The sequence below is a fragment of the Terrabacter sp. NPDC080008 genome, assembly GCF_040702505.1.
GTDB lineage: Bacteria > Actinomycetota > Actinomycetes > Actinomycetales > Dermatophilaceae > Terrabacter.
The window spans coordinates 333,221-347,272 of sequence record NZ_JBFBLC010000001.1 but is presented as its reverse complement, the minus strand read 5'-3'; the positions used below and the strand labels follow the sequence as shown (position 1 = coordinate 347,272).

13 protein-coding genes and 1 tRNA gene are annotated in these 14,052 nt (G+C 71.2%); 5 read left to right on the top strand and 9 right to left on the bottom strand.

Annotated features, from left to right (window positions below; all coding sequences use genetic code 11):
- The first annotated feature begins 8 nt into the window (after positions 1-8).
- Positions 9-653, top strand: coding sequence for an aminodeoxychorismate/anthranilate synthase component II (locus AB0316_RS01655; RefSeq protein ID WP_366269896.1), 645 nt, complete (start codon positions 9-11; stop codon positions 651-653).
- A gap of 95 nt (positions 654-748) precedes the next feature.
- Here AB0316_RS01655 and pknB read toward each other — a convergent pair whose 3' ends face one another.
- From pknB to AB0316_RS01625, 6 genes are all read right to left on the bottom strand, one after another.
- On the bottom strand, positions 749-2,602 hold the full coding sequence (gene pknB / locus AB0316_RS01650; protein WP_366269895.1) for a Stk1 family PASTA domain-containing Ser/Thr kinase: 1,854 nt from the start codon (positions 2,600-2,602) through the stop codon (positions 749-751).
- Between the two features lie 110 nt (positions 2,603-2,712).
- Complete coding sequence (locus AB0316_RS01645) at positions 2,713-4,173, bottom strand: penicillin-binding transpeptidase domain-containing protein (protein ID WP_366269893.1); 1,461 nt, start codon at positions 4,171-4,173, stop codon at positions 2,713-2,715.
- Positions 4,170-5,567, bottom strand: coding sequence for an FtsW/RodA/SpoVE family cell cycle protein (locus AB0316_RS01640; RefSeq protein ID WP_366269891.1), 1,398 nt, complete (start codon positions 5,565-5,567; stop codon positions 4,170-4,172). Before AB0316_RS01640 ends, AB0316_RS01645 begins: the two co-directional genes overlap by 4 nt.
- Positions 5,564-7,030, bottom strand: coding sequence for a protein phosphatase 2C domain-containing protein (locus tag AB0316_RS01635; protein WP_366269889.1), 1,467 nt, complete (start codon positions 7,028-7,030; stop codon positions 5,564-5,566). The genes AB0316_RS01640 and AB0316_RS01635 overlap by 4 nt, the downstream gene beginning before the upstream one ends.
- A gap of 4 nt (positions 7,031-7,034) precedes the next feature.
- Positions 7,035-7,604 (bottom strand): FHA domain-containing protein, encoded by a 570-nt coding sequence (locus AB0316_RS01630; RefSeq protein ID WP_366269887.1) that lies wholly within the window; start codon positions 7,602-7,604, stop codon positions 7,035-7,037.
- A 1-nt stretch (position 7,605) separates the two neighbouring features.
- Positions 7,606-8,382: a DUF3662 and FHA domain-containing protein gene (locus tag AB0316_RS01625; protein ID WP_366269885.1), complete on the bottom strand. Its 777-nt coding sequence runs from the start codon at positions 8,380-8,382 to the stop codon at positions 7,606-7,608.
- Between the two features lie 256 nt (positions 8,383-8,638).
- Here AB0316_RS01625 and AB0316_RS01620 point away from each other — a divergent pair, with 256 nt between their 5' ends.
- Entirely contained in the window at positions 8,639-10,078 is a 1,440-nt protein-coding gene (locus AB0316_RS01620; protein ID WP_366269884.1) for a hypothetical protein, read from the top strand.
- 47 nt (positions 10,079-10,125) lie between these two features.
- On the opposite strand, the gene AB0316_RS01615 is transcribed toward AB0316_RS01620, so the two are convergent.
- Positions 10,126-10,623, bottom strand: coding sequence for a MarR family transcriptional regulator (locus tag AB0316_RS01615; protein WP_366269882.1), 498 nt, complete (start codon positions 10,621-10,623; stop codon positions 10,126-10,128).
- A 55-nt stretch (positions 10,624-10,678) separates the two neighbouring features.
- On the opposite strand from AB0316_RS01615, the gene AB0316_RS01610 reads away from it, so the two are divergent.
- Positions 10,679-12,358, top strand: coding sequence for a DHA2 family efflux MFS transporter permease subunit (locus AB0316_RS01610; RefSeq protein WP_366269881.1), 1,680 nt, complete (start codon positions 10,679-10,681; stop codon positions 12,356-12,358).
- Positions 12,359-12,445: 87 nt separating this feature from the next.
- Positions 12,446-12,528: transfer RNA gene (locus tag AB0316_RS01605), tRNA-Leu, on the top strand.
- 156 nt (positions 12,529-12,684) lie between these two features.
- Here the strand turns inward: AB0316_RS01605 and AB0316_RS01600 are convergent.
- Both AB0316_RS01600 and AB0316_RS01595 read right to left on the bottom strand, forming a co-directional pair.
- Positions 12,685-12,933: an ANTAR domain-containing protein gene (locus AB0316_RS01600; RefSeq protein ID WP_366269879.1), complete on the bottom strand. Its 249-nt coding sequence runs from the start codon at positions 12,931-12,933 to the stop codon at positions 12,685-12,687.
- A gap of 11 nt (positions 12,934-12,944) precedes the next feature.
- Positions 12,945-13,280, bottom strand: coding sequence for a hypothetical protein (locus AB0316_RS01595; protein ID WP_366269878.1), 336 nt, complete (start codon positions 13,278-13,280; stop codon positions 12,945-12,947).
- Between the two features lie 224 nt (positions 13,281-13,504).
- On the opposite strand from AB0316_RS01595, the gene AB0316_RS01590 reads away from it, so the two are divergent.
- Positions 13,505-14,026, top strand: a complete 522-nt coding sequence (locus AB0316_RS01590; protein WP_366269877.1) for a hypothetical protein — start codon at positions 13,505-13,507, stop codon at positions 14,024-14,026.
- Positions 14,027-14,052 lie beyond the last annotated feature (26 nt).

Here is a 14,052-nt window from a genome sequence, read left to right as displayed (position 1 = left end):
GCTCCCGCATGACCCCCGTGACCCGCACCCGCATCCTCGTCGTCGACAACTACGACAGCTTCGTCTACACGATCGTCGGCTACCTCGAGCAGCTCGGCGCCGAGTGCACGGTCGTGCGCAACGACGCGGTCGACGCGACGGAGGCTGCCGCATACGACGGGGTGCTCGTCTCCCCGGGGCCCGGCACGCCCGAGGGGGCAGGGGTGTCGCTGGAGATGATCCGCGAGTGCGCGCGCTTGGCCAAGCCGATGTTCGGTGTCTGCCTCGGCCACCAGGCCCTCGGCGTCTTCGCCGGGGCGACCGTCGACCGCGCCCCGGAGCTGCTGCACGGCAAGACCTCGCTGGTGCACCACGACGGCACCGGCGTCCTCGAGGGGGTGCCGAGCCCGTTCACCGCGACGCGCTACCACTCGCTGACGATCGACCCCGCCACGCTGTCCGACGAGCTCGTGGTGACCGGGCGCACCGACTCTGGCGTCGTCATGGCGGTGCGCCACCGCGACCTGCCGCTGCACGGCGTGCAGTTCCACCCCGAGAGCGTGCTCACCGAGGGCGGCCACCGGATGCTCGCCAACTTCCTCGCGATGTGCGGCGACGCGGGGGCGGTCGCGCGCTCGGCCGGCCTGAGCCCGCTCGTCACCGCGGGCGTCTGAGCCACCACGACGAAGGGCCCCTCCCGCTCGGGAGGGGCCCTTCGTCAGGTGCCGTATGCCGTGTCGTGCCCGTCGTGCCCCTCGGGGCAGGGGCCTCAGGGTGTCGGCTGCGTCGTCGGTGTCGCAGGGGGTGTCGTGTCGGTTGTCGTCGGCGTCGTGTCGGTCGGCGTGGGCGCCACCGTCGGCGTCGGCTCCGGCGGCTTGGCGACCTGCACGGTGATCTGGGTGCCCTGCTTGACGACGTCTCCGGCGCGGTCGACCGCGAGCACCTCGCCCTCGGTCTTCTGCGAGTCGACGAGCTGCTTGACCGGCGACAGGCCGGCGTTCTGGAGGGCGGGAGCTGCCAGGGCCCAGTCCTGGCCGACGAGGTTGTCGGGGACCTTGACGTTGCCGGTGGCGTAGAAGATGCGGATCTTCGAGCCCTTGGGCACGACGGCCTGCGCGGCAGGGTCGGTCTTGGTGACCTTGTCCTTGCCCTGGTCGGGGGTGTTGACCTCCTGGAAGCCCGAGACGGTGAAGCCGGCCTTCGTCAGGGTCTCGCGTGCGGTGTCCTTGTCCTGGCCGGTGACGTCGGGCACGGTCAGCGTGTCGGGGCCCGAGGAGACGACGTACTTGACCGTGGTGTTCTCGGGCACCTGGGCGCCCGACCCGGGATCCTGGCTGATCACGTCGCCCTCGTTGACGGTGGTGCTCGCCGCCTGGGACTTGTCGCCGCGCAGGCCGTTCGTAGCGAGGGTGCGGGCCGCGTCGTCGGCCTTCATCCCCTGGATGGAGGGGACGGTGACCATCGTGACGGCCGGCGTCTGGTTGCCGAACCACGACACCGCGCCCCAGCCGACGAGGGCCAGCAGGGCGATGACGAGCAGCGTGATGAAGGCGGCCTTGCCCTTGTTCCCGCGGTTGCGCGGCTCCTCGTCCTCGGCGTAGCCGACTGCGGGCAGCCCCGCCGTGTTGCCGTAGCGGGAGTCGGGCACGGGACGCTGCAGGGCCGTGGGGCTGCCCGCGACGGCATACGCCTGCGGGAGGGTCTGCGTGGCCGCCGCGCCGACGGCAGCAGCGGTGCCCAGCGCGGCCGCGCTGATTCGCCGGCCGAGCCGGACGTTCTCGAGGTCGGCGCGGAAGGCGTTGGCGTCCTGGTAGCGGGCCTCGCGGTCCTTGGCCAGGGCGTGCAGCGTCACGGCGTCGAGGTCACCGCCGACGGCGGTGTTCCAGACGCTCGGTGGCTGCGGCAGCTCGCCGACGTGCTGGTAGGCGATGGCGACAGCCGAGTCGCCGGTGAAGGGCGGCCGGCCGGCGAGCAGCTCGAACAGCAGGCAGCCGGTGGAGTAGAGGTCGGAGCGCTCGTCGACGGTCTGGCCCTGAGCCTGCTCCGGCGAGAGGTACTGCGCCGTGCCGACGACCGACTGGGACTGCGTCATGGTGGCCGCGGTGTCGGCGATGGCCCGGGCGATCCCGAAGTCCATGACCTTGACGTGGCCACTGCTCGTGATCATGACGTTCGCGGGCTTGATGTCGCGGTGGACGATGCCCATCCGGTGGCTGTAGGCCAGGGCGTCGAGGATGCCCTCGGTGATGCGGATCGCCTCGGCCGGCTCGAGCTTCTCGTGCTCGCTCAGCTTCTGGCGCAGCGTCTGCCCGTCGACGTACTCCATGACGATGTAGGGCAGGGTCGTACGCGTGCCGTTCGGGCCCTCGACGGTGCTGTCGTCCTCGCCCGAGTCGAAGATGGCGACGATCGCCGGGTGGTTGAGGCCGGCCGCCGACTGCGCCTCGCGGCGGAAGCGCATGAGGAAGTTCGCGTCGCGGGCCAGGTCCGAGCGCAGCATCTTGATGGCGACCTGGCGCCCCAGCCGGGTGTCGTGGCCGAGGTGCACGTCGGCCATCCCGCCACGGCCGATGAGCTCGCCCACCTCGTAGCGTCCGCCGAGGACACGGGGTGTGGTGGTCACGTGTTCCGCCTTCGCTTGGGGTGTTGGGTCGTCTCGGTCGAGGGGTCGGGTTGCGTCGTCGCGCTGCCCGCCGGGCTCGAGGCGCTCGTCCATGTCGCGCGGGTCGGTCGTCATCGGTTCAGCACCGCCTCCATGACCGCGCGGGCGATCGGTGCGGCGACCCGGCCGCCGCCGATCTCGCTGCCGGTCACGCCGCCGTCCTCGACGACGACCGCCACGGCGACCTTCGGGTCGGTGGCCGGCGCGAACGAGATGAACCAGGCGTGCGGAGGCTTCTTCGGGTCGTGCTGGGCCGTGCCGGTCTTGCCCGCCACCTCGACGCCGGGGATCTGGGCGCGCGCGCCGCTGCCGTTGTCGACGACCGAGACCATCATCTTCGTCAGGATGCTCGCGGTCTGCTCGGACACCGCCTGCGACAGCTCCACCGGGTCGGGTGCCGGCTCGATGATGTCGAGGTTGGCGCTGCGGACCGACTGGATGAGGTAGGGCGTCATGACGCTGCCCTTGTTGGCGATGCCCGCGGCGACCATGGCCATCTGCAGCGGGGTCGTGCGCACGTCGTACTGGCCGATGGCGGCCTGCGCGGACTGCGGCGCGTTGAGGTCCGCCGGCACCGAGCTGGTCGCCACGCGCATCGGCACCTGGAGCGAGTCGCCGAATCCGAACTTCGCCGCCTGCGCCCGCAGCTTCTCGCCGCCGAGCTCGAGGCCCAGCGAGCCGAAGGTCGTGTTGCACGAGATCTCGAGTGCGTGGACCAGCGTCGTCTTGTCGTTGGGCCCGCACGGCAGGCGGTTCTCGTTGGGCAGGTTGGTGCTCGTCAGGGGCAGGTCGAGCTGGGCGGGCCCGGGCACCTGCGAGTCGGGACCGGTGACGAGGCCGTTCTCGAGTGCGGCCGCTGCGGTGACGACCTTGAAGGTCGAGCCGGGCGGGTAGATGCCGCTCAGGGCGCGGTTGAGGTAGGCCTGGTTCTTGTCGGTGGACAGCGACTGCCACGCCTTCGCGGCCTTGTCGAGGTTGTGGCTCGCGAGCGCGTTGGGGTCGTATGCCGGGTGGCTGACCATCGCGAGGATGGCGCCGGTCTTCGGGTCGAGGGCCACGACGGCGCCGCGGCTCTGGCCGAGCGCCTGGTCGGCGGCCTTCTGCGCCTTGGGGTCGATGGTCAGCTCGATGGTGGCGCCGGAGGTCTTGCGACCGGTGATGAGGTCGGTGACGCGGCGCACGAAGAGCTGGTCGGCATCGCCCGAGAGCAGGTCGTCGGCGGCGTGCTCGAGACCGTAGGGGGCGCCGACGGAGTAGGAGTAGAAGCCGGTCAGGTGCGAGTAGAGGTCGCCCTGCGGATAGGTGCGCAGGTAGCGGTACTGGTCCTGCACCGGCACCGACTTGGCCACGGCCTGGCCGCCGACGATGATCGCGCCGCGCTCGCGGGAGTAGTTGTCGAGCAGCGTGCGCTTGTTGCTCGCCATGGCACCGAGCGACTTGGCCTGCGCGAACTGCACGACGGTCGAGGCGACGAGCAGCGTGGTGAAGAGCATCGCGATGAGGATCGAGAGCCGGCGGATCGGGGTGTTCACGGCAGCCTCACCACCTGGGTGGCCTCGGCGGGGGCCGGCTCGGCGGCGGCCACCCCGATCGGGATCTCGGGCATCGGGCGCCGGGCCTGGTCGGAGATGCGCAGCAGCAGCGCCACGATCACCCAGTTGGCGAGCAGCGAGGAGCCGCCGAGCGAGAGGAACGGCGTGGTCAGGCCGGTCAGCGGGATGACGCGGGTGACGCCGCCGATGACGATGAAGAGCTGGAAGGCCACGGAGAAGGACAGGCCGATCGCGAGCAGCTTGCCGAAGCCGTCACGCACGCCGAGGGCGGTGCGCACGCCGCGCTCGCAGAAGACGAGGTAGAGCACGAGGATGGCGACGGCGCCGAAGAGCCCGAGCTCCTCGCCGAGGCTGGGGAAGATGAAGTCGCTCTCGGCGAACGGCGTCAGGTAGGGCCGCCCGGCGCCCAGGCCGGTCCCGGTCAGGCCGCCCGAGGCCATCCCCCACAGGCCGTTGGCCAGCTGGTTGGACCGCTCGAGGCTCTGCTGCGAGAACGGGTCGAGCCACAGGTCGACGCGGGTGTGGAAGTGCGCGAAGGCGGTCAGGGCGAAGGCCACCGCAGCCGCGAAGAGCAGCAGGCCGATGACGATCCACGACACCCGCTCGGTGGCGACGTAGAGCGTGGCGACGAAGAGGCCGAAGTAGAGCAGCGAGGTGCCGAGGTCGTTCTGGAAGACGAGGACCACGACGCACAGCGCCCACGCGACGACGATCGGGCCGAGGTCGCGGCCGCGCGGGAAGGTGAAGCCGAGGATCTTCTTGCCGGCGAGCGACAGCACGTCGCGGGTCTGCACGAGGTAGCCGGCGAAGAAGATCGCGAGGGCGATCTTGGCGAACTCGCCCGGCTGGAAGTTGAGCGGGCCGATGCTGATCCAGATCTGCGAGCCGTTGATCGAGCGGCCGAGCCCCGGCACGAGCGGCAGCAGGAGCAGCACGAGGGCGGCGGCCATGCTGACGAAGGTGTAGCGGCGCAGCAGCCGGTGGTCGCGCAGGAGCACGAGCACGGCGACGCAGAGGATGACGGCCAGCGTGGTCCAGATCAGCTGGCGGTAGGCGTCGCCGTCGGTCGCGAGCTTGCCGCGGGCCAGGTCGAGCCGGTGGATCATCACCAGGCCCAGCCCGTTGAGGACCGTCGTGATCGGCAGGAGCACCGGGTCGGCGTAGGCGGCCTTCCAGCGCAGCACGAGGTGCACGATCAGCACGAGGACGGTGAAGCCGCCCGCCACCGGCAGGATGTTGGCCGGCACGGTGCCGTTGCGGTTGAGGTCGGTGGTGACCCACGCGACCAGCACGATGCCGACGGCGAAGAGCAGCAGCAGCAGCTCGGCGTTGCGGCGGGTGCGCGGCGTCAGGGGCTCGACGGTGGTCGTCATGCGCCCACCCCCCGCATGGCGGGTGCGAGGGCGCGCGGCGGCGGCGTCGTGATCTTGACGGCCGGCGTCGGCGCGGTGGTGGGCTTGGCTCCCGGGGTGCTGGGAAGCGGCGTGGTCGGCGTCACCGGGGAGCTGGGCAGGGTGCTCGACTCGGTGCTCGAGTCGGTGGACGTGCCCGTGGGCGCCGGCGTCGAGGTTCCGCCGCACGGTATGCCGGTGGCGGCCAGGCGCTGGCAGCGCACCGCCTCGGCGCGGAGCGCCTCGACCTTGGCCTGCGCGTCGGTGAGGTCGCGGGCCGGGATGGTGTTGGCGACGGCCCCCTGCACGTCGCTCGGCAGCTCGGTGACGAGCACATCGGACGGGGTCTGCACGTGCGAGAGGTGGATCGGTCCGAGGTCCTGGGAGACGCCGCGGTAGATGGCGACCCGGCCGTCGTCGGCGGCCACGAAGTACTGCTTCTGCGACCAGGCCCAGGCGGCATAGCCTCCGCCGCCGAGGATCGCGGCGATGACGACGGCCGCGACGAGCCGAAGGATGATCTTCGCGCGGCGCGAGCGCGAGCGGTCCTCGGCGAGCTCGAGGGAGTCCTCGTCGGGCTCGGAGCGGCCGGTGGCCGCTCGTGAGAGCGCTGCAGCCTTCTCGGCCGGGCTGGTCGGGATGGCGCGGGTCTGCCCGCGCATGCGCTTGCCGGCGGCGCCGACGACCTGCGGCACCGTGGAGGGCAGGTCGTCGCCGTCGGCGTCGACGACCTCGGCCACGATGACGGTGACGTTGTCGCGGGTGCTCGCCTTGAGGGCGACCTCGATGCAGCGGTCGGCGGCCTCGGCCGGGGTCTTCGCCTCGCGCAGGATCTCCTCGATGACGTCGGCGCCGACGAAGTCGGACAGCCCGTCGGAGCACAGCAGGAAGCGGTCGCCGACCTTGGCCTCGCGCAGCGAGGTGTCGGGCTCGTCGTCGGGCTGTCCGGTCATGACGCGGGTCACGACCGAGCGCTGCGGGTGGTGGCCGGCGTCCTCCTTGGAGATGCGGCCCTCGTCGACGAGCTGCTGCACGAAGGAGTGGTCCTTGGTGATCTGCGAGAAGGTGTCGCCGCGCAGCATGAAGGCGCGGGAGTCGCCGATGTGCGCCATCGCGAGCTTGTTGCCGGTGCGCAGCATGACGATGGTCGTGCTGCCCATGCCGGAGAGGTCGGAGTTCTCGCGCATCGCCTTGGTCAGGCGCGCGTTGGCCGAGTGCAGTGCCTCCTCCAGCAGCGGGATCGCCTGGTCGGCGGTGACGTCCTCCTCGTCGAGCGGCGCGAGCTCGCCGACGATCATCGAGCTCGCGACGTCGCCCGCGGCGTGCCCACCCATGCCGTCGGCGAGGACGAGCAGGTTGGGGCCGGCATACCCGGAGTCCTCGTTGCGGGACTTGGGTCCCAGTCCGAGGTCGGAGCGCGCGGCGTAGCGCAGGGCGATGGCCATCGGGTCAGCCTCGCAGTTCGAGGACGGTCTTGCCGATCCGCAGGGTCGTGCCGACCTCGACGGGCCGGGACCCGTTCAGGCGCTCGCGACCGATGAACGTGCCGTTGGTGGAGCCGAGGTCCTCGACGACCCAGCCCTCGCGCCCGCTGGGGTCGGGCTGGATGCGGCAGTGTCGGCCGGAGGCGTAGTCGTCGTCGAGCACGAGCGCGCACTCCGGGTTGCGGCCGATCAGCACCCCGGCGCTGCGCAGCGGCAGCGACGTGCCGGTAAGCGGGCCCTCGGTGACGACGAGGCGTGTGGGGGTGCCCTTGCCACGGCCACGGCGGGGGGTGCCCCGCTCGGGGGTGACGGGGCCGGCACCTGCCGCGCCGGCGCCGGCGGCCGCGGGGACCGGCGCACGGCGGCCTCGGGCGGCGTCGCGCTGCTCGGCGGCCTTGAGCGCCTTGCGCCGCGTGCGCCGGCTCACCTTGGTGCCGTAGATGTCGGTGCGCAGCACGCCCACGACGCTGAAGATGAACAGCCACAGCAGGGCCAGCAGCCCCAGCCGCAGCAGGGTGAGGGTCAGCTCACTCATGTCACCGGCGCCCGGCTCGGAAGGTCGCGGTCGTGCGGCCGATCGTCAGGCGGTCGCCGTCCTGCAGGCGCTGGCTGGAGATGCGCTCGCCGTTGACGAAGGTGCCGTTGGTCGAGTTGAGGTCGCGGATCGAGGTGACCAGGTGCGGTCCGTCGGTCGTGACGCGGATCTCGCTGTGGCGCCGGGAGACGCCGGGGTCGTCGACCACGATGTCGGCGCTCTCGTCGCGGCCGAGCGTGGTGAGGCTGCCGAGGAGGGGGTAGCGGTCGCCGGCGATGTCGAGCCAGGGCCGCGCCGAGGGGTTGGAGCGTGGGGCGGGACGGTGCACCGCCGGCTCGTCGACCATCGTGCCGGTGCTCGTGTGCGGGCGGGCGGCCGCGGGCGCCGGGTCGGACTCGCGGGCCGCGTGCTTGACGGTGGCCGGGCGCACCCGGAACACGCCGGTCTCGAGGCCCTCGCCCTCGATGAGCTGCACCTCGAGCGGGCCGCCCGGCTGGTAGCCCTGGGAGTCGGCGTGCTCCTGCGCTGCTGCGACGAGGTCGTCGGACAGGTCGTCCTCGTAGTCGCCGAGCCGGTCGTAGTCGGTCTGGCTCAGCTCGATCGTGTAGACGTTGGGGACCATCGAACGGCCGTGGCCGAGCAGGGCCGCGCGGTCGTCCATCGCGCGCCGGATCGCCGAGGCGATCTCGACCGGCTGGACCTCCGACTTGAAGGCCTTGGCGAAGGCACCGTGGACAGCCTTGGCGAGACCGTGTTCGACACGGTTGATGATTCCCACGCCGTCTCCTCCTCGTTGGTACCTCCTGCCGGGCGCTTCATCGTAACCGGGTCAGCCCCTACCGCCTCCCACCGACAGACAGGGCGGGGCGGGTTCCCGGCCGCCTCACCGCCACTTCGCGGCCACTTCACGGCCACGCGGGGGTGTGCACCCGGGCGGCTACCGTCCGGGTTTGCGGTCCGGCCGAAGCATGAAACCATCGCACGGGGATCCGTGGCGGGTCCCCGCACGTGGTCAGGTCAGCAAGGAGCGCTCGATGGGCAAGGACGAGACCGGCAGCACCGAGAACCAGGGCATCCCGGGCTTCCCCGCCAACAACTCCGTCCCGGGCGGGTTCACCCTGCCCATCCCGATCGCGACGGCCGGCGCGTCGCAGGACGAGGAGGCCCCGGCCGACCCGTGGAGCTCCACGTGGGAGGACACCTCGTGGCACGCCGCCGACGCCTCGGCTCCCTCCTCGGACGCCGGCTCCTCCTACGAGCCGAGCAGCGCGAACTCGTGGAGCGACTGGCAGCCGTCGACCGAGTCGGCCGAGACGTCCTACTCGGGGTGGACGCCGGCCGGTGCCCAGCCCGAGGCCTACGCCTCGAGCACCGACTCCGGCAGCGTGACCCCCGGCTCGACCTTCACCACCGACCACACGGCTGCCGAGCGGGCGTATGCCGCCGCACCGGCCGTCGACCCCGACGTGGCCGCAGCCGCGCGCGAGGGCTACGGCGACACCTCGGACACGGCATACGGCAGCACCACCTCGCGCACGGAGGGGGCGGACGGCTCCGACGGGCCGAGCGCCGAGGACCTCATCACGGCGCGCTCGAAGGGGGCGCGGCAGAAGGTCAAGGCGAGCTCCGGGCTGCGCAAGGCCTTCGGCCTCGGCCCGAGCTCCAAGGAGATGCTCGAGCGCGACCGCATCGACCGCATCGCGCGGCCGCTCAACGGCCGCAAGACCGTCATGGTCATCAACACCAAGGGCGGCGGCGGCAAGACCCTCGTCACCCTGATGCTCGCGAGCTACCTGGGGCGCTACCGGTCCGGCTCGGTGCTGGCCTGGGACAACAACGAGACGGAGGGCACGCTCGGCATGCGCGCCCCGTCGCAGAGCCACCACCGCACGGTCGTCGACCTGCTCGGTGCGCTGCCGCAGATCGCGGGCGACCCCAACGCCGGCACTTCCGAGCTCGAGCACTGGGTGCGCGAGCAGCGCGGCCTGTCGTTCGACGTGCTGGCCTCGGCCGATGACGACGAGGCGATGCGGATCATCGGTGAGCAGGAGTTCGAGGACCTGCACACGCAGCTCTCGCGCTTCTACCGGATGATCGTCGTCGACACCGGCAACAACCGCCTCTCGCCCAACTGGCTCGCGGCCGCGGCCCGCGCCGACATGCTCGTCTTCGCGACCTCCCTCAAGGACGACACGTCGGTCGTGGCCGCCAAGAACCTCGACGCGCTCGTGGCGATGGGCCGCGGTGACCTCGTGCGCAACGCCGTCTGCGTCATCTCGCACACCTCGGCCAAGGGCGACGGCGGCGCCGGGGTGCACACGCGTGAGCACTTCGAGCAGTGGGTGCGCTCGGTCGTCGACATCCCCTACGACCCGATGCTGGCCCCCGGCCTGCACCTCGACCCGCTGAAGATCGCCAAGCGGACGCACGAGGCGTGCATGGAGATGGCGGCCACGGTCGTCGACGGCCTCTGAGGCGGTTGTCGCCGCGCCATCGGTCGTTCGGTTGAGCGGTCGGGCGCTCAGTCCTCGTCGGTGGCGAACCGGTGGTACGCGTCGGCTGCCGCCTGCAGGTAGCGGTGGATCGCCTGGCGCTCGTCGGGCGTGAACTCCTCCGTCAGCGCGTCGAGCCGGTCGAGCAGGCTGCGCAGCTGACCCCGCACCTCGGTCGCGGCCGACTCGGTGGGCACGAGCCGCACCCGGCGCCGGTCGGCGGTGTCGCGCTCGCGCAGCAGGTGCCCCGCCGCCTCGAGTCGGTCGACGACGTCGGTCATCGCCGCGGGGGTGATCCCGAGCCGGGTGCTCAGCTCGCGCGGCCCCAGCCGGCCGTCGGAGGCGGCCACGTGGCTCATCGCGGACAAGTCGGTCGGGTGCATCCGCATCCGGCGGGCCAGGGCGCCGGACGCCTCGGCCTCCGCGGCGCCGAGCGCGCGCAGGGCCCAGGTCTCGGGCTCGTGGGCGCGCCGCGGCAGGCCCTCGACGGGGGCGCCGGTCCTGCTGTCGGGGGGCGGGATTGCCATGACGGCACCTTACTGCTTCCATATCTTTAGATCATCTGAACATATGGAGGCCATCATGACCGAGGAGTCACGCCCCGTCGCCGCCCGCGGTGGGGACAACCGCCGGTGGTGGGGTCTGGTCGCGATCAGCATCGCCGTGGCGCTGATCATCGTCGACTCCACGATCGTCAACGTCGCCGTCCCCTACATCGTCGAGGACCTCGGGCTCACCTCGTCGCAGGTGCAGTGGGTGCAGGAGTCCTACACCCTCGTCTTCGCCGCGACGCTGCTCATCTGGGGCACCGTCGCCGACCGGATCGGCCGGCGCCGGATGCTCCTCATCGGCGTCGCCCTCTTCGTCGTCGCCTCGGTGCTCGCGGCCGTCTCGGGCTCGGGTGAGGCGCTCATCGGCGCTCGCATCATCCAGGGCTTCGGCGGGGCGATGATCCTGCCGACGACGCTCTCGCTCATCAACGCCGGCTTCCAGGGCCGCGAGCGCGGGATCGCCTTCGCCGTCTGGGGCTCGACCATCGGCGGCATGGTCGCGGTCGGCCCGCTGCTCGGGGGCTGGCTCACGACGTCGTTCTCGTGGCGCTGGGCCTTCGGGATCAACCTGCCGATCGGGCTGCTCATCGTGGTCGGCGTGGTGCTCTTCGTCGACGAGTCCCGCGGACGGGTGCAGGGCCGCATCGACGTCGTCGGGGCGCTGCTGTCGGCGGTCACGTTCGCCACGCTCGCCTTCGGCCTCATCGAGGGCCGCACCTACGGCTGGTGGAGCGTGGTCAAGCCCTTCGAGATCGGGCCGTGGACGTGGTCGAGCGGTCTGTCCCCCGTGCCGGTGGCCTTCGCGATCACCTTGCTGGCAGGGACGGCGTTCGTGGTGCGCACGCTGCGGCGTACGGCGAACGGCCTCCCGACGCTCTTCCGCTTCGACCTCTTCGACATCCGCTCGTTCCGCAACGGCAACATCGCCGCGATGATCGTCAGCCTCGGCGAGTTCGGGATCGTGCTCTCGCTGCCGCTGTGGTTGCAGAACGTGCTGGGCTACACCGCCTTCCAGACCGGCCTCGTGCTGCTGGCGCTCGCGATCGGTTCCTTCGCGGCGAGCGGGCTCGTGGCCGTGCTCGGCAAGCGGCTCAGCCCGCCGGCCATCGTCCGGGTCGGCATCGTCGCCGAGATCGTCGGTGTGGCCGGCCTCGGCCTGGTCATCGGTCCCTCGACGTCGTGGGTGGCCATGGTGCCGTGCCTCTTCGTCTACGGCTTCGGCGTCGGTCTCGCCACCGCGCAGCTGACCGGTGTCGTCCTTGTCGACGTGCCCGTCGAGCGCAGCGGCGAAGGCTCGGGGCTGCAGTCGACCGCCCGGCAGATCGGCTCGGCGCTCGGCATCGCGATCTTGGGCACGGTGCTCTTCACGAGCGCCGGTGCCCGGCTCGACGCCGGCCTGAGCGACGCCGGTGTCCCGGCCCCGGCACGGACCGCGGTGGTCAACGCCGTCGTGGAGAGCGCCGGAGGTGCGATCCCGGCGCTCGCGAGCAACCCGCGTACGGCCCCGGTGGCTCCCGTCGCCAAGGAGGCGTTCTCCGACGCCACGCGGTATGCCGCCTTCACCGCCGCCGGCTTCCTCGTGCTCGGCCTGCTCGCCACCCTCTCGCTCGGCGGCCCGGCCCGTGGTCGGCACGAGGAGGGGTATGCCGCTCCGCCCGGTCGGCGCGCGGGACAGGAGCTGCCCGAGGCGGGGTCACCGGCGGTCCCCTGAGCGCCCGTCCGTGGAGGCGTCCGGTTCGCGTCGGGGACCCCGGTTTGGCGATACCGGGGGGCATGCAGCACACTGTCTGCTTGTCACGCGCGAGTGGCGGAACGGCAGACGCGCTGGCTTCAGGTGCCAGTGTCCGAAAGGGCGTGGGGGTTCAAATCCCCCCTCGCGCACGCGTGAAGAAGAGGGCCCCGACCTACCAGGTGGGGGCCCTTCGCGTTTGCCCGTACCGCCCGGCCTCCGCCAGGGCGCCACACGTGTCAGTGCCGGAGTCGGGCCCGCGGTCAAATACGGCGACTTGCCGTGCTGAGTCCGCGCAGCGGCCACCGTCATCCCGTGGCGTCACTCCGGTTCTGTGGCGAAGGCGGCCCCACGCGTCCGTCACCGTCGAGCACTGCACGTGCGAGGGCGACGACCGGAACGCCGGCGCGCGCGGCTGCGACCGCGAGTCGTTCGCGTGCGTGGTGCTCACGGATGTGGTCCCGCGCCATGAGGACGCTCACCGCGTGGTCAATGACCCCGAGGTCTTGTAGCCGGGCCGGGGCATCCGCCGCCTCGAGCCGGGTCGCGAACGTCATATCGGCGTTCGTCACGGCCCCCGGCGCCCACGCCCCGAACAGTCGGGCGGCTCCTCGCTGCGCCCGTCGAACGTGTCCGGCCGTGCCCCATAGAGGTTGATGCTGGCGGTGACTGCTGCCCCATCCATGGTGGGGAGCGACAAGGTGCTCGTCACGCCCGTCGCCGCGCCGGCTTGGCCGAAGAGCTGCCACTGCGCCTCGTCGAGCGGGTCATGGCTCGGGTACTCGATCGGCTCACCTGCTGTTGCCGCGGCGACGCACGGTCCGCCGTCCAGGTACTGCACCCCGTCCAGAAACGCGACGTCCGGGCTACTGGACACGTACGTGATCGTGATGCCGTGCTCCAAGAGGCTGATGCTGAGGCGCGATCTGCCCTCCACGCGACGAGATGACTAGGACACGACGCCCGTCCTGTGGATAAGGCGCCGGCGCTGCGCGAGAAGATCGCCGGAAATGTAAGTAGATGGTCAAGATTCTTTGATCCCATTCCCATTCCACCCTCAGCCGAGGATGATCCAACCCACAGGGATCCCACAGGGGGACTTTGCCATATCAATGGAAAAGGATCACCATGCTTCGTCTCAACCGTTCAGTCAGAGTGGGGCTCGCCGCTCTAGTCAGTATGGTCTGCCTTGCCACACCGTCCGCAATCGCCGCCGATGGCGCGCCCGCCAAGCCAAAGCCGAGCGGCGGCCATTCGTCGTCAGCGAGTCTCGACAGCACCGCTCAGGGCAAACCGTCAGGCACCGTAGAGGGGTACGCGCCGTCCGCAGCGGTGCCCTCGGGATGCTGGGGCTACACCGACAACGTGCACGCGTCCTACTCGTTCGCGTCGGTGCACGGCCGTACGGAATGCCCGTTCTACACGAACATGGTCGTCAACACGAACCTGTACCGCAGCCGCTGGTGGGGTTGGGAGTACCTCGCGAACGGTGGAGACAGCGGCTACAAGATGTACACGAACGCAAATGCCAAGTGGTACTGCGCCGGAGTAGGTACATACACGTGGCTCGGCGAGAGCTACCACCGCGTCGTGATCAACGGTAACAGCTACATTGCCTATACCGACAACGACGATAGGTGGACGTGCTGAAGTCCTGCTTAGTCGCACTCTCAGCC